The 19,285-nt window shown below is 61.5% G+C and carries 15 protein-coding genes and 1 riboswitch; of the genes, 9 read left to right on the plus strand and 6 right to left on the minus strand.

The annotated features are described in order from the left end of the window. Positions 1-46: 46 nt before the first annotated feature. From uca to MD273_RS01440, 3 genes are read right to left on the minus strand one after another with little or no spacing between them, the layout of a single operon-like run. On the minus strand, positions 47-3,673 hold the full coding sequence (uca, locus tag MD273_RS01430; protein WP_239035993.1) for an urea carboxylase: 3,627 nt from the start codon (positions 3,671-3,673) through the stop codon (positions 47-49). Further along, entirely contained in the window at positions 3,664-4,302 is a 639-nt protein-coding gene (locus tag MD273_RS01435; protein WP_239035994.1) for an urea amidolyase associated protein UAAP2, read from the minus strand. The genes uca and MD273_RS01435 overlap by 10 nt, the downstream gene beginning before the upstream one ends. A 13-nt stretch (positions 4,303-4,315) precedes the next feature. Continuing rightward, a complete protein-coding gene (locus MD273_RS01440) occupies positions 4,316-5,041 on the minus strand; it encodes an urea amidolyase associated protein UAAP1 (protein ID WP_239035995.1) in 726 nt (241 codons plus the stop codon). A gap of 57 nt (positions 5,042-5,098) precedes the next feature. Continuing rightward, positions 5,099-5,197, minus strand: a riboswitch (guanidine-I (ykkC/yxkD leader). A gap of 335 nt (positions 5,198-5,532) precedes the next feature. Between MD273_RS01440 and exaC the strand changes: the two genes are divergently transcribed. Next, on the plus strand, positions 5,533-7,053 hold the full coding sequence (gene exaC / locus MD273_RS01445; RefSeq protein WP_239035996.1) for an acetaldehyde dehydrogenase ExaC: 1,521 nt from the start codon (positions 5,533-5,535) through the stop codon (positions 7,051-7,053). A gap of 121 nt (positions 7,054-7,174) precedes the next feature. Here exaC and acuI read toward each other — a convergent pair whose 3' ends face one another. The 3 genes from acuI to MD273_RS01460 form a co-directional block, all read right to left on the minus strand. Then, positions 7,175-8,158, minus strand: coding sequence for an acrylyl-CoA reductase (NADPH) (gene acuI / locus MD273_RS01450; RefSeq protein ID WP_239035997.1), 984 nt, complete (start codon positions 8,156-8,158; stop codon positions 7,175-7,177). Positions 8,159-8,205: 47 nt separating this feature from the next. Beyond that, complete coding sequence (acuR, locus tag MD273_RS01455) at positions 8,206-8,847, minus strand: acrylate utilization transcriptional regulator AcuR (protein WP_239035998.1); 642 nt, start codon at positions 8,845-8,847, stop codon at positions 8,206-8,208. A gap of 126 nt (positions 8,848-8,973) precedes the next feature. Then, on the minus strand, positions 8,974-11,100 hold the full coding sequence (locus MD273_RS01460) for a NosR/NirI family protein (RefSeq protein WP_239035999.1): 2,127 nt from the start codon (positions 11,098-11,100) through the stop codon (positions 8,974-8,976). A 224-nt stretch (positions 11,101-11,324) separates the two neighbouring features. On the opposite strand from MD273_RS01460, the gene pqqA reads away from it, so the two are divergent. From pqqA to MD273_RS01500, 8 genes are read left to right on the plus strand one after another with little or no spacing between them, the layout of a single operon-like run. After that, positions 11,325-11,396, plus strand: coding sequence for a pyrroloquinoline quinone precursor peptide PqqA (pqqA, locus tag MD273_RS01465; RefSeq protein ID WP_007153157.1), 72 nt, complete (start codon positions 11,325-11,327; stop codon positions 11,394-11,396). A gap of 53 nt (positions 11,397-11,449) precedes the next feature. Beyond that, on the plus strand, positions 11,450-12,379 hold the full coding sequence (pqqB, locus tag MD273_RS01470; RefSeq protein ID WP_239036000.1) for a pyrroloquinoline quinone biosynthesis protein PqqB: 930 nt from the start codon (positions 11,450-11,452) through the stop codon (positions 12,377-12,379). Next, positions 12,376-13,131, plus strand: a complete 756-nt coding sequence (gene pqqC, locus MD273_RS01475) for a pyrroloquinoline-quinone synthase PqqC (protein WP_239036001.1) — start codon at positions 12,376-12,378, stop codon at positions 13,129-13,131. The genes pqqB and pqqC overlap by 4 nt, the downstream gene beginning before the upstream one ends. Positions 13,132-13,142: 11 nt before the next feature. Next, positions 13,143-13,406, plus strand: a complete 264-nt coding sequence (gene pqqD / locus MD273_RS01480) for a pyrroloquinoline quinone biosynthesis peptide chaperone PqqD (RefSeq protein WP_239036002.1) — start codon at positions 13,143-13,145, stop codon at positions 13,404-13,406. After that, on the plus strand, positions 13,403-14,560 hold the full coding sequence (gene pqqE, locus MD273_RS01485; protein ID WP_239036003.1) for a pyrroloquinoline quinone biosynthesis protein PqqE: 1,158 nt from the start codon (positions 13,403-13,405) through the stop codon (positions 14,558-14,560). Before pqqD ends, pqqE begins: the two co-directional genes overlap by 4 nt. Then, positions 14,526-16,385: a S9 family peptidase gene (locus tag MD273_RS01490; protein WP_239036004.1), complete on the plus strand. Its 1,860-nt coding sequence runs from the start codon at positions 14,526-14,528 to the stop codon at positions 16,383-16,385. Before pqqE ends, MD273_RS01490 begins: the two co-directional genes overlap by 35 nt. 45 nt (positions 16,386-16,430) lie before the next feature. Then, a complete protein-coding gene (gene ercA / locus MD273_RS01495; protein ID WP_239036005.1) occupies positions 16,431-17,594 on the plus strand; it encodes an alcohol dehydrogenase-like regulatory protein ErcA in 1,164 nt (387 codons plus the stop codon). Further along, positions 17,578-19,242 (plus strand): hybrid sensor histidine kinase/response regulator, encoded by a 1,665-nt coding sequence (locus MD273_RS01500; protein WP_239036006.1) that lies wholly within the window; start codon positions 17,578-17,580, stop codon positions 19,240-19,242. The genes ercA and MD273_RS01500 overlap by 17 nt, the downstream gene beginning before the upstream one ends. Positions 19,243-19,285: the final 43 nt, after the last annotated feature.

Raw genomic sequence — 19,285 nt, forward strand, 5'->3', positions numbered from 1 at the left:
TCCTCGGGCGGTGCCCGTCTGATAATGTCGTTTTCGGTTGTTGGCGTCAGGCTGGTTGTTCTTCCACAATCACCACCGGCGTGCCCGGGGAAACCGCCTGGCCCGCCTCCCGGCGAACCTCGACGATCCGGCCACCGACGGGGCTCAGCAGTTCGATTTCCATCTTCATGGACTCCACCACCGCCACCGGGCGCTGGGCCTCGATCATCTGGCCCGGTTTCACCAGGCACTCCCAGACATTGCCGGCGACATGGCTTTCGACCGCGTGCTGGCCATCGGGCAGGTTGGCAATATCGTCCTCACCGGTGTCCTCGATGGGCGTCTCGGCACTGAAGTTGATCTGGCCGGACTCGATCCAGCGTTGCAGTTCCTGATCGAACGCCTGTTGGCGTTTGCCGGTGAATTCGGCAATCTCCCGGTCGTGATTGCCCAGGAACTGTTCGTAGTCCTTCAGGTTGAAACGGGTCTCCTCGACTTTGATCGGGTAGTCGCCGTTGGGGAAATCGCGGCGGATGCGCTGGAGTTCCTCGGCACTGACTTCATAGAAGCGGACCTGATCGAAGAACCGCAGCAGCCAGGGCTTGCCCTCCTCGAAGAAGTCGGTGGTGCGGTAGCGGCTCCACATCTGCAGGGTCCGGCCGACAAACTGATAGCCGCCGGGGCCCTCCATGCCGTAGATGCACAGGTAGGCGCCGCCGATACCCACGGAGTTTTCCGCGGTCCAGGTTCGGGCGGGGTTATACTTGGTGGTGACCAGGCGGTGGCGCGGGTCCATGGGGGTCGCGACCGGCGCTCCCAGGTACACATCGCCCAGGCCCATCACCAGGTAACTGGCGTCAAAGACCGTTTTCTTGACCTCGTCGATGCTGTCCAGGCCGTTGATGCGGCGTATGAACTCCAGGTTGCTCGGGCACCAGGGTGCGTCCTTACGGACCGACTGCATGTATTTCTGGATGGCCGTCCGGCAGGCCTCGTCATCCCAGGATAGCGGCAGGTGCACGATGCGGGCCGGTACATCCCATTCTGGCTGCTGTTCCAGTTCCTGCTCGGCACTGACCAGGAGGCTCAGCAAGTCGGTCTGGCTCAGGGTCAGGCTGTCGTAATGCACCTGCAGGGACCGGATGCCCGGCGTCAGCTCCAGAATGGCCGGATGCGCCTGTTCCCGCAGCCAAAGCATCAGGGCATGGGCCCGGAAGCGCAGCCGGATGTCCAGCTCCATGGGGCCATATTCCACCAGCAGATAATTGTCGCCCGCGGCCCGGTAAACCACACCGGTCTCATGCTCGGAGGACGGCAGGGAACGCAGTACCGGCGTCTCACGGCGGGTGGGAGTGACCCGGACGGTCGCCGGGATGAGGGTATCGAGAGATTCTTCCAGCGCCTCCCGCAGGGCCACGGCCTGATCCTGGGTGACCGGCACGAAGCGTACTTTGTCCCCGGCTTTCAATTGCCCGAGCTTCCAGAGATCGGCGCTGATCACCGTGACCGGGCAGACAAAGCCGCCCAGACTCGGGCCGTCCGGGCCAAGGATGACCGGCATGTCACCGGTGAAATCCACAGTGCCTACCGCGTAGGCGTTGTCGTGAATGTTGGATGGGTGCATGCCCGCCTCGCCACCGTCACTGCGGGCCCATTCCGGTTTCGGGCCGATCAGGCGTACACCGGTGCGGCTGGAGTTGTAGTGGATCTCCCATTCGCTGGCGAAGAACGTTTCGATGTCATCTTCGGTGAAGTAATCCGGTGCGCCATGGGGGCCATAGGTGACATGCAGGGACCAGGTTTTGCCGATTGCAGGCTTCATGCCCTTGCCGAGTTCGGCCGCGTTGGTCGGAGCAGCATCACCCAGATGAAGAACGTCGCCGGCCCGCAGAGCACGACCGCAATGGCCACCGAACTGACCGAGGGTGAAGGTGCTGCGAGAGCCCAGGTAGTCCGGGCAATCCAGTCCGCCCCGAAACAGAACGTAGGCGCGTGCGCCGGCACCCGTGACCGCCCCGAGAGTCAAAGTGGCACCCGCGGGCACGTCGATCACCTGCCAGAGGGGCAGCGCGGCTCCCTCGAGAGTCGCTTCCAGTTCTGCACCGGCCACGACGATCTGGGTGCTGCGGTTGAACTTGAGGGTCGGGCCCTTGAGTGTGACCTCAAGGCCCGCGGCGTCCCGGTCATTGCCCAGCAGACGGTTACCGAGACGGAAGGAATAACTGTCGAAAGGCCCGGAAGGCGGCACCCCGACTTCCCAGTAACCAACCCGTCCCGGGTAGTCCTGGACGGTGGTCATGGTCCCGCCGGACAGAACATCCACGGTGGCTGGGAGGTAACGGAATTCGTTGAGGGTACGCGTGTAGAGTCTGCTCTCCCGGAACCGGGCGTCTTCCAGCACCTGCTGGACATAGTGGCAGTTCGTCTCGATACCATAGAGCCGGCTGTCTTTCAGGGCCCGGAGCAGGCTCTGTCTGGCCGCCTCACGGTCATCCTCATGCACGATCACCTTGGCCAGCATGGGGTCGAACAGGGGCGATACCTCGGTCCCCGGCTGAATCCAGTGGTCAATGCGCAGCCCGGCATCCGTCGGCCATTCGACGCGCGTAAGCAGGCCGGCGCTGGGCTGAAAATCCTTGTTCGGATCTTCCGCATAGATCCGCGCCTGAATGGCATGTCCCTCCGGCCTGAGCACGGCGGCGCGGTGTTCGAGATCGGTCAGGGCACCGGAGCCCAGCTCCACCATCCAGCGAACGATATCGACACCGTAGACCTGTTCGGTCACGCCATGCTCCACCTGCAGGCGGGTATTGACCTCAAGGAAATAGAACCTGGTGGTATCCGGGTCGAAGATGAATTCCACGGTTCCGGCACTGCGGTAGGCGATGGATTCGCCCAGGGCCCTGGCAGTCTGATGCATGGCCTGCCGGACCTCGTCAGCAATGCCGGGTGCCGGAGCCTCCTCGATGACTTTCTGGTTGCGGCGTTGGGCGGAACAGTCCCGTTCACCGAGGGCCACCACGGTACCCTGGCCGTCCCCGAACAGCTGCACCTCGATATGGCGGGCGTGTTCGACAAATTTCTCCAGGAATACGCCGTTGTTGCTGAAGTTGTTCTGGCTGAGCCGCTGTACCGAGTCAAAACTCTTGCGCAGGTCTTCCTCGCTGAAGCAGCGGGACATACCGATGCCACCCCCGCCGGCGGTGCTCTTGAGCATCACCGGGTAGCCGATTCGACCGGCCTCGGAAACGGCCTCTTCCAGATCAGTGAGCAGACCGGTACCCGGCAACAGTGGTACTCCGGCGTTCTCCGCCAGGGCCCGGGCGGTGTGCTTGAGCCCGAACTGTTCCATCTGTTCCGGGGTCGGACCAAGGAACACCACGCCCTCGGCCTCACATCGGCGGGCAAAATCCGGGTTCTCGCTCAGAAAGCCATAGCCGGGATGAACGGCTTTGGCGCCGCTTTCCCGGAGGATGTCGAACAGGCGATCCTGATTCAGATAGGTCTCACCCGCACTGCCCTCGCCCAGGGACCAGGCCTCATCGGCCTGGCGCACATGGAGAGAGTCGAAGTCGGCTTCGGCATACACGGCCACCGAAGTGATGCCCATGGCCCGCAGTGTCCGGATGATCCGGACGGCGATGGCGCCCCGGTTGGCAATCAGGACCTTCGTCATGTTGCGGCTCAGCTCCATACCAGTACCTCGATCGGGGTCGGGTTGTAGGCGTTGCAGGGATTGTTCAGCTGCGGGCAGTTGGAAATCATCACCAGCACATCCATCCTGGCTTCCAGCTCCACGTATTTGCCGGCGTCCGAGATGCCATCGGCGAAGGTGAGGCCGCCCTCGGCGGTGACCGGTACATTCATGAAGAAATTGATGTTGTGGGTGATGTCGCGCTTGGTCATGCCCAGTTCCTCGTGCTCGGTCACCGCCACCAGCCAGCTGTCCCGGCAGGCGTGCATGCACTTTTTCTCGAGGGCGTATCGAGTGGTGTTGCTCTCTGCGGCGCAGGCGCCACCGAGGGTGTCGTGGCGGCCACAGGTGTCGGCCGTGATCTCCAGCATTTCGTTGCCTTCGGAAGAGATCAGCCTCGACCCGGCGGTCAGGTAGACGTTGCCCTGTTCGCGGATGGTATCCACGGCGCTGTAACGCTCGGTCGGATTATGAGCGTTGTAGAACAGGGTGTCGGCGGCCTGGTTGCCTTCCAGATCCAGGATACGGATCGTTTCTCCCGCCTTGACCACTTTCAGGAAGTATTCGCCGGCGGAGACGGTTTCGCGGAAGCTCGCGGTTTCCGGGTGCAGGGTGCTTTCTTTGATCATGTCCGGCCTCCGGTTACTGCATCAGGTGATAAAGAGCGGTGTTGGCGAAGGCACGGGTTGCCTCCGGCGACGAGGTCTTGCACGGGTCGGCATCGGTCACCGGGGCGGCCTTGAACAGCTGGTACCGAAGTGGGTGGCTGGGGTATTCGGCCGACGGATTGAGCGGGTGCGGACAGGTGTGCAGCACCACGATGGTGTCCATCTCGAACCGAAGGTCTACGGTGGCACCGGCATGGGAGTGATCGCTGACAAACGCCATGTTGCCCTCGTCATCGGTTTTCACCTTGCTGAACCAGTTCAGGTTTGCCGTCAGGTCCTTCTTGCCCAGCCCGTATTTGGCCAGTTCGTTGAGAAAACTGGTGAAGCCGTTGCGGTGATAATGGTTGTGCGCTTGCTGGTAGGTCTTACGGCCCCAGCGTTGCGCCACCAGGTCTGCGTTGCAGGTTCCGGACACGGTGTCGTGCCAGCCCAGGTCGTCGCGGATGATGGAGGCGAAGACCCGGCCCATGTCGGACAGCAGCACATGGCCCCTGGTCAGCAGGAAGGTGTGCTGGTTCTTCAGGGTATCCGGCATGTTGTACCGTTCGAGTGGATTCTCGGGGTTGTACATGAGCATGCCGACGTTGGCGCCACCGTGCTCATCGATCAGGCGCAGCACGTGACCGCGGCGCATGATGAAAGACCAGTGGGATCCGCCGGGAATCAGATCGTCGTAGAGGGGAGTTGCCGTTTCGGGCATGGCCTTTTCCTCCTGGCTCGGGGTTCAAAAACACGAGAAGCGTCAGTAACTGAACGATCCTCCCGGGCTTTTGTCCCGCCGTGTAACCTTGAAAAGGCCGTCAACTCTCGGACCAGTCACCCGCCTTGGCGGGCCGGAACCCTAGTTGACCATTTGTCAGATTGTCGCGCTTTGATAGTGGTTTCAGGAACCGACGTCTCGCTGCGTGTTATGGACGTTGCAGAGTCCGTGCCAAATCACACAACGGGCGGTTTCTCAGGCGAAACAGGGGGATTTGTCGGGATGTGATGCCCTGATCGGGTGCGCCTGCGTCGTCCTGGTGCAGGGTGGGTTCGCCATCAGTGCGTCGACGCCGGTCTGCATCTACTACCAATGAACGAGTTTTTCGCCTCTATCGAATCATTCAACTATTCCGGATCGGGGTCTACATTGAATGAGTAAACGCGAAAGGCCGCGTTGCCCTGCGATAAACACAACAAGAGGTCGATACCATGATCTACGCACAACCTGGAAAAGAAGGTTCCGTCGTCTCCTTCAAATCCCGCTACCAGAACTACATTGGCGGTGAGTGGGTTGAGCCCGTGAAGGGCCAGTATTTCGAGAACATCACGCCGGTGACCGGCGAGGTTTTCTGCGAGATTCCCCGGTCCACCGCCGAGGACATCGAACTGGCGCTGGACGCCGCACACAAGGCTGCACCGGCCTGGGGCAAGACCTCTCCCACGGAGCGTTCCAACATTCTGCTCAAGATCGCCGACCGTATCGAAGCCAACCTGGAAAAGCTGGCGGTTGCCGAGACCTGGGACAACGGCAAGGCCGTTCGTGAAACCCTGAACGCCGACATTCCCCTGGCGGCTGATCACTTCCGCTACTTCGCCGGCTGTATCCGTGCCCAGGAAGGCCATATGGGCGAAATCGACCACAACACCGTGGCGTACCATTTCCACGAGCCGCTGGGCGTGGTCGGCCAGATCATTCCGTGGAACTTTCCGCTGCTGATGGCAGCCTGGAAGCTGGGCCCCTGTCTGGCTGCGGGTAACTGTACTGTACTCAAGCCGGCCGAGCAGACCCCTGCCAGCATCCTGCTGCTGATGGAAATCATCGGTGATCTGCTGCCGCCGGGCGTACTCAACGTCGTGAACGGCTACGGCATCGAAGCCGGTCAGGCTCTGGCCACCAGCAAGCGCATCGCCAAGATCGCGTTCACCGGTTCAACCCCGGTCGGCTCCCACATTCTCAAGTGCGCCGCCGAGAACATCATTCCATCCACCGTCGAGTTGGGTGGCAAGTCTCCGAACATCTACTTCTCCGACGTCATGAAGGCCGAGCCTGAGTTTGTCGACAAGTGCGTCGAGGGTCTGGTGCTGGCATTCTTCAACCAGGGTGAAGTCTGTACCTGTCCGTCCCGCGCCCTGGTCCAGGAGGACATGTTCGAAGAATTCATGCAGAAGGTCATCCAGCGTACCAAGGCGATCAAGCGTGGCAACCCGCTGGACACTGATGTGCAAGTCGGTGCGCAGGCGTCCAAAGAGCAGTTCGACAAGATCATGTCCTACCTGGAAATCGGCAAGCAGGAAGGTGCTGTGGTCCTGACCGGTGGCGACAAGGAAGACCTGGGCGTCGAGTTCAACGACGGCTTCTACATCCAGCCGACCCTGTTCAAGGGCGACAACAAGATGCGTGTCTTCCAGGAGGAGATCTTCGGTCCGGTGGTGGGTGTGACCACCTTCAAGACCGAGGAAGAAGCCCTGGCGATCGCCAACGACACCGAGTTTGGCCTGGGTGCCGGCGTGTGGACCCGTGACACCAATCTGGCGTACCGCATGGGCCGTAACATCCAGGCCGGTCGCGTCTGGATGAACTGCTACCACGCTTATCCGGCACACGCCGCTTTCGGTGGCTACAAGAAGTCCGGCGTTGGCCGCGAAACCCATAAGATGGCGCTCGAGCACTACCAGCAGACCAAAAACATGCTGGTCAGCTACGACACCAACCCGCTGGGTTTCTTCTGATCTGCGAGCATCGGTTTGCGGGCCCGACGGGGCCCGCGCTTCGTGTCCACACAGGGATGTGAGTTATCTCTCTTGGCCCCTCCCCGGGGCTTTTTTATTGTCTGCCGTTGCAGCGCCGGACTTACTGCGCAACAGGGACGACAATCCGTCCGCGAACCTGTCCGTCCAGGAGTTGGCTGGCCGCCTCGATGACGTTGTCGAAGGGGACTTCAGTGATCATGCTGTCCAGCAGAGCGGTATCGAGGTCTTCCGACAACCGTTTCCACGCCTCCAGGCGTTCCTGTTTGGGCGCCATGACACTGTCCACGCCACACAGGGTGACACCGCGAAGGATGAAAGGCGCGACGGTTGACGGGAAATCCATGCCGGCGGCCAGACCGCAGGCTGCGACGACACCGCGATACTTCATGCCGGCACAGACGTTCGCCAGTACCTGGCCGCCGGCGACATCAATGGCGCCCGCCCAGGTTTCGCGAGTCAGGGGTTTACCCGGTGCGCTCAGTTCAGCGCGATCAAGGATGTTGGCGGCGCCCAGTGATTTCAGGTAATCCGCCTCTTCCGGCCGGCCGGTCACGGCCGTGACGGAATACCCCAGTTTGGCCAGCACGGCGACTGCAATGCTGCCGACCCCACCCGTTGCGCCAGTGACGAGAATCTCGCCGGATTCCGGCGTGACATCGTGTTTTTCCAGCGCCATCACGCACAACATGGCGGTGTAGCCGGCGGTGCCAATGGCCATGGCCTGCTTTGGAGAGAAAGCTTCCGGCAGGGGAATCAGCCAGTCGCCAGAGACACGGGCTTTTTCCGCGAGACCGCCCCAGTGTTTCTCGCCGACGCCCCAACCGTTCAGGACAACCGGGTCGCCCGCCTGAAAATCGGCATGGTCCGAGCTCGACACGGTACCCGCAAAGTCGATCCCGGGCACCATGGGATACTGCTTAACGATCGGGGACTTGCCGGTAATGGCCAGAGCATCCTTGTAGTTCAGCGTGGAAAAGGACACGTCCACGGTCACATCACCCTCGGGCAGCCCGGATTCGTCGATTGATTGCAGGGAGACCTGTTGGTCACCACGCGTTCCTTCAATAAGTATGCCTTTGAACATATCGCCTCCGTCGTCGGGAAGGTGGTTCATCCTGTGTGCGGTCCGCGTCAGTTGCCTTGCAGCAGTGACAGGAAACCTTCCGTGAATTGATCCAGTGGTTGTGGGGATTGATCCAGCTTGGCGCGTAATACGGCGCCTTCCCAGCCAATCCAGAAAAAGTGCGCCATTTGATCGCACTGTGTATGCGCGGCAATCTCGCCGGCTTGCTGTGCCTCTCTCAATACCTCAGCGGTTCGGCGCTCCCAGTCTCTGAAGACGTCCTGAAGGAGGGCCCGGAAAGCGTCGGGCAGGGCGGTCATTTCCTGGCCCAGGTTGCCGATCAGGCAGCCGCGGCGAAACTCGAATTTCTCCATGCCCGCCTTGGCATCCTCGACAAAGGCGCCCAGGCGCTGAAGCGGACTGAGGCTGCTATCCCGAAACCAGCGATCGAGCTTTCCGGCGAAGTACCGGCCATAAGCTTCAATCAGAATCCTGCCGAAGGACTCCTTGTTATCGAAATAATGGTAGAAGGAGCCTTTTGGTACGCCGGCCTTGCGCAGGATCTCGTCAATGCCCGTGTACGAGTAGCCCTTCTCCGTCAGGACCGCCAGGCCCGCAGTGATGAGTTCCTGCCGAGTGTCCCTGTATTCGGCACTCGATGCCTTGGGCGGTCTGCCTCGTTTTCGTTTGATAGGTGCTGTCTGGTTCATCGCTTTTCTATAAATTAGACCGATCGTCTATTTAATGATGCATAAAAATAGACCGACCGTCTACCAAAATCTGAAAGAGCGCCTGGTCAGGAAATGTTGATGGGGAAAGCCAGACGGGCCGGGCGCTCAGGCGCCAGCCGCGTCTGTCGCGAGAATCCGGGCCTGCAGTCTCTGCTTCTGTTGCTGTTTGTTGCGGATAATACTGTCTACGCACTGGTTTTCATCGCGAAGGATCACCACGCACTCCAGGCACTGGATGCACTCGTCATAATCGATCCGGCCATCCTTGCGAATGGCATTGATACCACATTCGTTCTTGCAGTGCTGGCAGGGTTTACCGCACCGGTCGATGCGCTCCAGCCAGCTGAACAGGCGGAACCGCCCCAGCACTGCCAGTCCTGCACCGAGGGGACACAGGTAGCGACAATAGAATTTGTGGATAAACATGCCGATCACCAGCAAACCCACGGCGTAGGCGACAAACGGCCAGTAGCGCCAGAAGAGCAGGGTGATGCTGGTCTTGAAGGGTTCGATCTCGGCCAGTTGCTCGGCGAGCGTCAGGGAGTAGAAGGCCGTACCGACCAGTCCAAGCAGGATCGGGTATTTCAGGAGAATCAGTCTGCGGTGCCAGTGTTCAGGTATCCTGACCTGTGGAAACCGCAATTTCTGACCCAGCCAGGCTGCCATTTCCTGCAGGGCCCCAAAGGGGCAAAGCCAACCGCAGAAAAGGCCGCGCCCCCAGATGAACAGGGTAATGAAGGTGTAGGTCCAGAGAATGAAAATCACCGGGTCGAGCAGGAACACATCCAGTGAGAAGCCGTCCCAGAGAGCGAGTAGCAGGGTGTAGATATTCACCACGGACAGCTGGCCCTGGGCATAGAAACCGATGAAGAACAGGGTGAAGTACAGGAAGCCCCAGCGGAACCGGTGTACCAGTCTCGGGTGGCGGCTCAGGGTTCTCTGTCGGGCAAAAAAGGCCGTCAGCACGGTGAGCCCGGCGAGGAGCAGGGCAATCTGCCACCAGCGCTCCTTCCACAACCCGACCCAGACCGGTTCGCGGGTGGACTCCGGTGGCGTAGTAACCGCCACTGTTTCGAAAAGGTCGCTGTTGAAGGCCACCGGCATGTTGAATGTGGCGGTATCCGAGATCAGATGGTTTCTCGCCAGCTCGATGTGCAGTTTGAGCGTGGATTCCGCGCCCGGGTTGAAACCGGCGTTGCCGCCAACCCGGAACAGGTTGACGGCGGTAAATTCCGGCACGCCTTCCGGCTGCAGGTGCAGGTTCTGATCCAGCCAGTTCAGATCGCGCATCTCCACGGCCAGGTTGTTCTGTGCCAGGCCGATCCGTTCGGGCGAGCTGCCGGGCGTGAAGTCGGCCCCTACGTGGGGAAACACCCCGCGCGAGGCGACCATCAACACCTGGTCGTTTTCCCCGAGCCGGTCCATGAACCGCCGGTAGCCGTCATCGCCCAGGAGGTTGCGGCCAACCATCGGTGAATTCATATAGGCAAAGAACAGTTCGGTAAATGCTTCCTCTTCCCCGGGGGCAAGGTCGGCCGGGTAATCGGTGAGGGGGCGTTCGAGTTCCTGTTCGACATCGCTGGCAGAAACGGTCGCGTGGCCAACATAGCCACGCTCGATCAGACCCTGCCAGCCCAGAGGTTCAAAGAAATCGCTTCTGGCCCGGGTCGGCGCCGCCTGGGCGAAGGCCTCCAGCTTCTGGCGGGCGACCTTCAGCGCCGATGACAATACGGTGTCATTGATGATCAGAACCGATACCGTGGCCTTGCTGACGCCGTCGAAGTACACCAGGTCGCCCTCGGCGGTCTTGCCGGACCTTGGTGAATTCGAAGACTGCACGATGATCTGTTCCCGAAGGGAGCGACCTTCGTACTGGTCCACGAACTCGAACAGGGGTTCTTCTCCCAGCCCGTGCAGGAATACCGGTTCGTGGTGGTCCAGTACTTTCACGCCGGTGAAGCGCCCTTGGGTGTCCAGTCCGATCATCATCCGGATCGGCTTGCCGGCAAAACCCTGGAGCCGGCTGAGGTCGGTGGATTCGTATGCGTAACCCAGCAATTCCTGCAGTTGGTAAACGGGCCACACCGGAACGTCTTCCTGCTTCTCACCGATGACGGTCGCAGAAGGGAACAGCTCCTCGATCACCTCGCGCCGGATGTCGGACTCACCGGCCTGGGCAGCCGTCGGGAAAAGACAGAAAAACAGCAGGAACAGAGCGATTCGCCCGGCCATCAGGAGACTCCTTAAAGTTATTATTTTCCTTGTTCCATGCTAGGGGGGCGGAGGGAAGTCTCAATTCGACCTCGGAGCCAGGACGGTGCTACTTTGTGGGGGAGAAAAACGGTCCTAAAGTACCATATTGGGCGTGTTCGACTGTCGCTAGGATGAAATTGTGTAGTCGGCATTGCCGGTACTTACATCGAATGCGCTAACAATCATGACAAGAGGTGAGCATTATGTGGACCAAACCAGCCTACGAAGATCTGCGGATCGGCTTTGAAGTCACCATGTACTTCGCCAACCGCTGAGGGCGAGTCGGCCGGCGCGGTGGCGCTGGCCGTTTCCTCCCCGGACGATTCCCATGCAGATTCATGTCCTTGGCTCCGCCGCCGGCGGTGGGTTCCCGCAGTGGAACTGTAATTGCAACAACTGCGCCGGTTTTCGCAACGGCACCCTGAACGCACAGGCACGCACCCAGTCCTCCATTGCCCTCAGCCAGGATGGCGAACACTGGATCCTGTTCAACGCATCCCCTGATATCCGGGCGCAGCTGGCGGCGTTCCCGGCCATGCAGCCGGCCAGGGCGCTTCGGGACACCGGCATCAGCGCCGTCGTCCTGATGGACAGCCAGGTGGACCACACCACGGGGCTGCTGTCCCTGCGCGAGGGCCTGCCCATGGAGGTGTGGTGCACCCGAGAGGTACACGACGATCTCAGCTCCGGTTTTCCGCTGTTCACCATGCTGGAGCACTGGAACGGTGGGCTGAGCTGGCGCGAGATTCAAGCTTCCGAGCAGGTGGAATTCAGCATTCCCTGTGCGCCGGCTCTCCGGCTCACGGCCATTCCCCTGCTGAGTAACGCGCCCCCGTATTCACCCCGGCGCGACAACCCCCACCCGGGCGACAACATAGGCATTTTTATCCGGGATACCCGCACCGGCACCACGGTGTTGTATGCACCGGGGCTGGGGCAGCCGGACGAACGCATTCTCGACTGGATGCGCAAGGCGGACATCCTCCTGGTGGACGGCACGGTCTGGCACGACGATGAAATGATCCGTCAGGAAGTGGGCACCAAGACCGGTCAGGCCATGGGACACCTGGCCCAGAGCGGGTCGGGCGGCATGATCGAGGTGCTGGACACCATGCCGGCCAGCCGGAAGATTCTCATCCACATCAATAACACCAATCCGATCCTGAACGAGGACTCCCCCGAGCGCGCCGAGCTGGGCGAGCACGGCATCGAAGTCTCGTGGGACGGCATGCACATTGATCTGTCGGGGCAGCCATGAACGCCAAAGCCAACACCGCGATGAACCGAGAGGCCTTCGAGCAGGCCCTGCGTAGCAAGGGACAGTATTACCACATCCATCACCCCTACCATAAAGCCATGTACGGCGGGCAATGCACGCCGGAGCAGATCCGCGGCTGGGTGGCGAACCGGTATTACTATCAGATCAAGATTCCCCAGAAGGACGCCGCGATAATGGCCAACTGTCCGGATGCCAGTGTGCGCCGGCTCTGGCTGCAGCGGATTCTGGACCATGACGGTCATGACGGTGACGTCGGTGGTATCGAAGCCTGGCTGTCTCTGGCCGAAGCCGTGGGGCTGACCCGCGAGGAAGTCATCGATCAGCGCCACGTGCTGCCGGGGGTGCGCTTTGCGGTAGATGCCTACCTGAATTTTGCCCGCCGGGCGACCTGGCAGGAGGCGGCCTGCTCCTCCCTGACCGAGCTGTTTGCGCCGGAGATTCACCAGTCCCGCCTGGATAGCTGGCCCCAGCATTACCCCTGGATCGAGGAGGGCGGTTACAGCTACTTCCGCAAGCGGCTGTCCGAGGCCCGCCGGGATGTCGAACACGGACTGAGCATTACCCTGGAGCACTTTGTCACCGAGGCCCAGCAGACCCGGGCGCTCGAAATCCTTCAATTCAAGCTGGATATCCTATGGTCTATGTTGGATGCGCTGACTATGGCCTACATGCATCAAACGCCCCCGTACCACACCGTCACCGATCAGCAAGTGTGGCACCGGGGACTGTAAGCGAGGGCGCCATGAGCCAGATCCCCCGTTTCCGCCGCGGTTTCCGGTTCCAGTGGGAGCCGGCCCAGGACTGTTATGTGCTGCTCTACCCGGAGGGCATGGTGAAACTCAACGGCAGTGCCGGCGCAATCCTGGACCAGGTCGACGGTCAGCGGGATGTGGAGGCCATCATCGCGGCCCTGCAGCAGCAATTCCCGGACGCCGGTGATCTCGGGGCGGATGTTCGTGCCTTTCTGAAAGACGCGGAACAACAACACTGGATCGAATTGTCATGACGAGCGCTGGCGCACCGGTACCGGTCAACAACCCGCACCAGGCAGGGCCGCCCCTGTGGCTGCTGGCGGAGCTGACCTACCGCTGTCCGCTGCAGTGCCCCTACTGCTCCAACCCGCTGGATTTCGCCCAGACCGAACAGGAGCTCAGCACCGAACAGTGGGTCAGCGTGCTGCGTCAGGGGCGTGAGATGGGCGCGGCCCAGCTGGGCTTTTCCGGCGGCGAGCCACTGGTGCGCCAGGATCTGCCCGAGCTGATTGCCGAGGCCCGGAAGCTGGGTTACTACACCAACCTGATCACCTCCGGGTTGGGCCTGACAAAGTCCAAGGTGGATGCTTTCGCCGAGGCCGGACTGGATCATATCCAGGTCAGCTTCCAGGCCTCAGATCCGGAGCTGAACAACGCGGTGGCCGGTTCGCGCAAAGCGTTCGAGCAAAAGCTGGCGATGGCCAAAGCGGTCAAAGCCGCCGGGTACCCGATGGTGCTCAACTTCGTGATCCACCGGCACAACATCCACCAGATGAACGACATTATGGCCCTGTGCGAGAAGCTGGGGGCGGACTACGTGGAGCTGGCCACCTGCCAGTACTACGGCTGGGCTTTCGAGAACCGGGAAGGGCTGATGCCATCGAAGGCCCAGCTGGTTCAGGCCGAGCAGGAAGTGAATCAGTACCGTGACCGTCTGGCGGCCTCCGGTTCGGCCATGAAGCTGATCTTCGTCACGCCGGATTACTACGAGGAGCGACCGAAAGCCTGCATGAATGGCTGGGGCAGCCTGTTCCTGACCGTGGCTCCGGACGGCACTGCGTTACCCTGTCACAGTGCCCGTTTGCTGCCGATTGGCTTTCCCAACGTGAAGGAGCTGAGCCTGAGGGAGATCTGGTACGACAGTCCGGGCTTCAATCATTACCGGGGGGACGACTGGATGCCCGAGCCCTGTCGCTCCTGTGACGAAAGGGACAAGGACTTTGGCGGCTGCCGTTGCCAGGCATACCTGCTGACCGGCAATGCCGACAACGCCGACCCGGTGTGCGGCAAATCCCCGCACCATGAACGCATACTGGCGGCACGGAGAGCCGCCGATCACGCCACGGCCGGCCTTGACGGGCTGGTATATCGCAATGCCAACAACTCCAGGCTGTTCTTCCGGGGCTGAGCGGCTCAGTGCCTACGATGTCTGCGCCGGCCACATCCAGCGCGCCGAGCTGGCCGTGTCGTCAGCCGGATTGTTCTGGCTGGAAACCGACCCGGCTGATGGTCGGTCCCGACTCCAATGCCTTAGCGGTGGTTCGATCACAACCCGGGCAACCGGTCCTGCGGGGCTCGGCGGTCGCCTGAACGGTTACGGTGGTGGCTCGCTGACCGTACTCGGGGATCGTGTTGTCGCGGTAGCCGATGACCAGAGGCTTCTCTGTCTGAGAGCAGACTCTCCCCCGGTAGAGATCCCGGCAGCAGGGTCCGGTGCGACCTGGGGTGGTCTGGTGGCCGACCCGCATCGTGAGCGTGTGCTGGCGGTGCGCGAGCTCAACGGGCGCCAGGCGTTATTGGCGGTGTATCCGGACGGCGCATGTCAAAGCCTGCATCAGGGCGAGGATTTCTACGGAGCACCAGCGCTGTCCCCGGACGGGCGCCGCATCGCCTGGGTCAGTTGGCAGTTGCCGGACATGCCGTGGCACCGGAGTCGGTTGTGGATAGGAAAGCTCGATGACAACGGTCATCTGGAGGATCTCTGCAGCGGCGCCGCGCCCACCGAGGGCGCGATCCAGCAGCCGGTATTCGACGGTGAACGGCTCCGGGTGCTCTCGGACCATGGGGGCTGGTGGCAGCCCTGGCGAGTCGGCACTGACGGCGAGAACCTGGTCTGGAGCGCGGTCAGCGCTCCTGATCTGGATCACGCCAACGCCCCCTGGCAGTTGAATGAGCGGCATCACTCCCCGGTCGGCAGGGGCCAGTGGGCCTGTGTGCGGTATCGGCGGGGCGTGGGTGAACTCTGGTTGGTGGCGGCTGAAGGTGGTTCCGGACACCGGTTAGCGGCCGGTTTTACGGATTTCAGATCCCTGTGCGTGCATGCCGGGCGCCTGTACTGCATTGCTCGCTCGGCCGGCCGTCTTGATGCCGTGATTGAGGTGAACCCCCTCGACCATTCCGTGCGGGTACTGGCCGGTGGCGAGCAGCCGATGGCGGCACCCGTTCTGCCCAGGCCTTTCTGCGTTCCAGCGTCCGGCAGCTGCGAACTGGACGTGCACGGTTTTCTCTACAAACCTCCGGGACCTGAGGAAGCGCCGGCCCCGCTGATTCTTATGGCCCATGGCGGACCAACCTCGGCGGCCTACCCCGTCTATAATGCCCAGATCCAGTACTGGTGCCAGCGGGGATTTTCGGTGGCCGAGGTTAACTACCGGGGCAGCAGCGGCTTTGGACGGAAGTTCCGGCAGGCGCTGGCAGGTCGCTGGGGCGAGTCGGATGTGGATGACATGGAGCGGGCGGCAGATTATCTCGCCGGCGATGGTCGCCCGGTGTACATCCAGGGGCGCAGTTCCGGTGGTTACACCGCACTGATGGCTCTTATCGACAGCGATCGCTTCAGCGGCGGTGCCAGCCTGTTCGGGGTCACCGACCCGCTGCGTTTGCGGGAGCAGACCCATCGTTTTGAATCCGGCTACCTCGACTGGCTGCTGGGGGATCCGGACACCCACCCGGAGCGCTGGTACGCCCGTACCCCGAGGCATCATGCCGGCCGCATCCGCGTTCCGGTGATCTTCTTCCAGGGAGGTCAGGACACTGTGGTCGTGCCGGAACAGACTCGCGCCATGACGGATGCCATAAAAGCGCAGGGCGGGTGCCCGGAGCTGCACTGGTTCGATCAGGAAGGGCACGGATTCCGTGACCGGGACAACCAGGCCAGAATGCTGGAGTGGTTGCACCATTTCTACCGGAGACATAGCCGGATGGCCAATGAATGCGCCGAAAACTTGAGTTAAACTGTCGGTCATTACTACAACAATACGCCGACGAGAACAGCTCCCATGAGTCATGACATCTCAGCGCTCCGCAAGTTTGTATCACCGGAAATAGTCTTTGGTGCCGGATCGCGCCGCTCGGTTGCCAACTTCGCCAGCAACTTTGGCGCCCGACATGTGTTTCTGGTCTCTGATCCCGGTGTGGCAGCGGCAGGCTGGGTGGATGAAATTGTTACGCTGCTGACCGAAGCCGGCATCCGGTCGACGGTGTTTACCGGCGTGTCTCCGAACCCCAAAGTCGACGAGGTGATGGCCGGGGCTGAGCTGTACAGGTCCAGTGAGTGTGATGTTATCGTCGCCATCGGTGGGGGGAGCCCGATGGACTGCGCCAAGGGTATCGGCATAGTCGCAACACACGGGCGCAACATCCTCGAGTTCGAGGGCGTGGATACCATCACCAACCCGTCGCCGCCGTTGATCCTCATCCCCACGACGGCGGGTACATCGGCCGATGTTTCCCAGTTCGCGATCATTTCCGATCCCAACCGTCGCTTCAAGTTCTCCATCATCAGCAAGGCGGTGGTGCCGGATGTTTCCCTGATCGATCCGGAAGTGACCGAAACCATGGATGCCTACCTCACCGCATGTACCGGTGTGGATGCCCTGGTGCATGCTGTCGAGGCGTTTGTTTCCACCGGCAGCGGGCCGCTTACGGACACCCACGCCCTGGAGGCGATCCGGCTGATCAACCGCAATCTGGAGCCGCTGGTCAATAACATCGCGGATCCCTACCTCCGGGAGCAGATCATGCTGGCCTCGATGCAGGCGGGTCTGGCGTTCTCCAACGCGATTCTTGGAGCGGTCCATGCCATGTCCCACAGTCTCGGCGGTTTTCTGGATTTGCCCCATGGTCTGTGCAACGCGCTCCTGCTGGAACACGTGGTGGCGTTTAATTTCCCATCGGCCGAGGATCGCTTCCGTCGGGTGGCGGAAGCGATGGACATCGATACCCGGGGCATGGGCCATCAGGAAGTCAAGAAACGCCTGATGAACCGCATCATCGAACTCAAGAAGAAGGTCGGCCTGGAAGCGCGGCTGGCCCAGCTGGGCGTGACCACGTCGGATATACCCCACCTGTCGGGGTATGCGCTCCAGGATCCCTGTATTCTCACCAACCCGCGCAAGTCGTCTCTGCGGGATGTCCAGGTCGTCTATGAAGAAGCCCTCTGATACGCAGGATAGCAACTACGGAATTGGGGACCTGCTGGGTCTGGGCAGCCAATCGGTCCGAAAGAATTACTATCCGGCCCTGCAGGAGCGTATCGAGGAACTGGAGCAAGAGCGCAACCGCTACAAGTGGTTGTTCGAGAATGCTCTGCACGGCATTTTCCAGGCCAACCTGCGCGGTGGCTTTCTCGCCTGCAATCCCGCCATGGCGCGCATCTGCGGTTATGACAGTCCTGACCATCTGATCGGCAAGGTGATCCGGCTCAGGGAGCAATTGTTCTGCAGTTCTGCCGAGTTCGACCAGATTCGCCAGGAACTGCTGGATCGCGGCAGCCTCAGTGCCCGCGAGACCCGCCTGATGCGGGCCGACTACACGCCCGTGCCTGTGGCCATCACACTGCTGCGCCGTCCGGACCTGGGCCCCGAGGTGGTGGAGGCGTTCGTAGCGGACATCACAGAGCGGGTGCAGGCGCGGGAGAAACTGGAGCAGCTCAACCAGGACCTGGAACGGCGGGTCGAGGAACGCACCGAAGCGCTGCAGAATGCCATCCTCAGCAAGGACAAGTACCTGGCAGCGGCCAGCCACGACCTGTTGCAGCCGCTCAACGCGGCCAGGCTGATGATTTCTGCCTTGCAGGACAGTCAGCTGCCCGAGCAGGAAGCCCGGATGGTGCACCAGGTCCACCGGGCGCTGGAAGGGGCCGAGGAGTTACTGGCTGACCTGCTCGACATCTCCAAGCTTGACCAGCAGGCCATGAAACCGGATCTGGTTTACACAGATCTGGAGAACCTGTTGCAGGGGCTCGGCGAGGAATTCGAGGCGGTTGCCGCCAACGCCGGGCTGGACTTCCGCCTTCGTCTGAAACCTGCGGTGGTGCGCACCGACCAGCGCATGCTCACCCGGATCGTCCGTAACCTGCTGAGCAATGCCTTTCGCTATACCACCTCAGGCGGTGTGGTGTTGGGTATGCGAAAAGCAGGGGGCAAACTGCGCATCGAAGTCTGGGACACGGGAGTCGGCATCGCCGAGGACAAGCTTCAGGACATCTTTACCGAGTTTCACCAGCTGTTGCCCCAGGGCACCGGCGGCCGCCAGGGGGTTGGTCTCGGCCTGGCGATTGTCGAGCGCATGGTACGTATTCTTGGATATCAGGTGGAGGTGTCGTCCCGCCCCGGCCGCGGGTCCCGGTTTGTGGTGATGCTGCCGCTGGCGTCGGCGCGGCCTGCTCCGGCGCCCTCCGCCCCTGTGCCACAGCTTTCGACAGCGGATGGCTTCGACGGGGCCAATGTGCTCGTGATCGACAACGAACCCGCCGTGTTGGAGAGCATGTCTGTGCTTCTTGAGCGCTGGGGGTGCCGGGTGCTGACCTCTGCCAGCGAGGCCGAGGCCCTTTCCCTGGTGAACCAGGGAAAGGAACCGGATGTCATCCTGGCCGATTTTCACCTCGATAACGGTCGCACTGGCTGTCAGGCCATTCACGGCCTGCGGAAACGACTGGGGCGGCCTGTTCCCGCAGCCGTTATCACTGCCGATCGCAGCGATGAAACCCGCCAGCTCATGCGAGCCCAGTCTCTGCCCATCCTCAATAAACCGGTGAAACCGAATCGTCTCCGCGCCTTGGTGACCAGCCTGTTGCCAGCGATGCCCTGACCGTACGCGATTGCGTGCAGGGTCTACACTTAAAGCACCACCC

Origin of the sequence: Marinobacter sp. C7 (assembly GCF_022343555.1) — a bacterium.
In the GTDB taxonomy this organism is placed as follows: domain Bacteria; phylum Pseudomonadota; class Gammaproteobacteria; order Pseudomonadales; family Oleiphilaceae; genus Marinobacter.

Bases quoted from the DNA above. Each gene is read 5' to 3' on its own strand.
- pqqD (WP_239036002.1), top strand. From the start codon at position 13,143: ATGAGCCAGATCCCCCGTTTCCGCCGCGGTTTCCGGTTCCAGTGGGAG.
- MD273_RS01500 (WP_239036006.1), top strand. From the start codon at position 17,578: ATGAAGAAGCCCTCTGATACGCAGGATAGCAACTACGGAATTGGGGAC.
- MD273_RS01435 (WP_239035994.1), bottom strand. From the start codon at position 4,302: ATGATCAAAGAAAGCACCCTGCACCCGGAAACCGCGAGCTTCCGCGAA.
- ercA (WP_239036005.1), top strand. From the start codon at position 16,431: ATGAGTCATGACATCTCAGCGCTCCGCAAGTTTGTATCACCGGAAATA.
- acuI (WP_239035997.1), bottom strand. From the start codon at position 8,158: ATGTTCAAAGGCATACTTATTGAAGGAACGCGTGGTGACCAACAGGTC.
- uca (WP_239035993.1), bottom strand. From the start codon at position 3,673: ATGGAGCTGAGCCGCAACATGACGAAGGTCCTGATTGCCAACCGGGGC.
- acuR (WP_239035998.1), bottom strand. From the start codon at position 8,847: ATGAACCAGACAGCACCTATCAAACGAAAACGAGGCAGACCGCCCAAG.
- pqqB (WP_239036000.1), top strand. From the start codon at position 11,450: ATGCAGATTCATGTCCTTGGCTCCGCCGCCGGCGGTGGGTTCCCGCAG.
- pqqE (WP_239036003.1), top strand. From the start codon at position 13,403: ATGACGAGCGCTGGCGCACCGGTACCGGTCAACAACCCGCACCAGGCA.
- MD273_RS01460 (WP_239035999.1), bottom strand. From the start codon at position 11,100: ATGGCCGGGCGAATCGCTCTGTTCCTGCTGTTTTTCTGTCTTTTCCCG.
- exaC (WP_239035996.1), top strand. From the start codon at position 5,533: ATGATCTACGCACAACCTGGAAAAGAAGGTTCCGTCGTCTCCTTCAAA.
- pqqC (WP_239036001.1), top strand. From the start codon at position 12,376: ATGAACGCCAAAGCCAACACCGCGATGAACCGAGAGGCCTTCGAGCAG.
- MD273_RS01490 (WP_239036004.1), top strand. From the start codon at position 14,526: ATGCCAACAACTCCAGGCTGTTCTTCCGGGGCTGAGCGGCTCAGTGCC.
- MD273_RS01440 (WP_239035995.1), bottom strand. From the start codon at position 5,041: ATGCCCGAAACGGCAACTCCCCTCTACGACGATCTGATTCCCGGCGGA.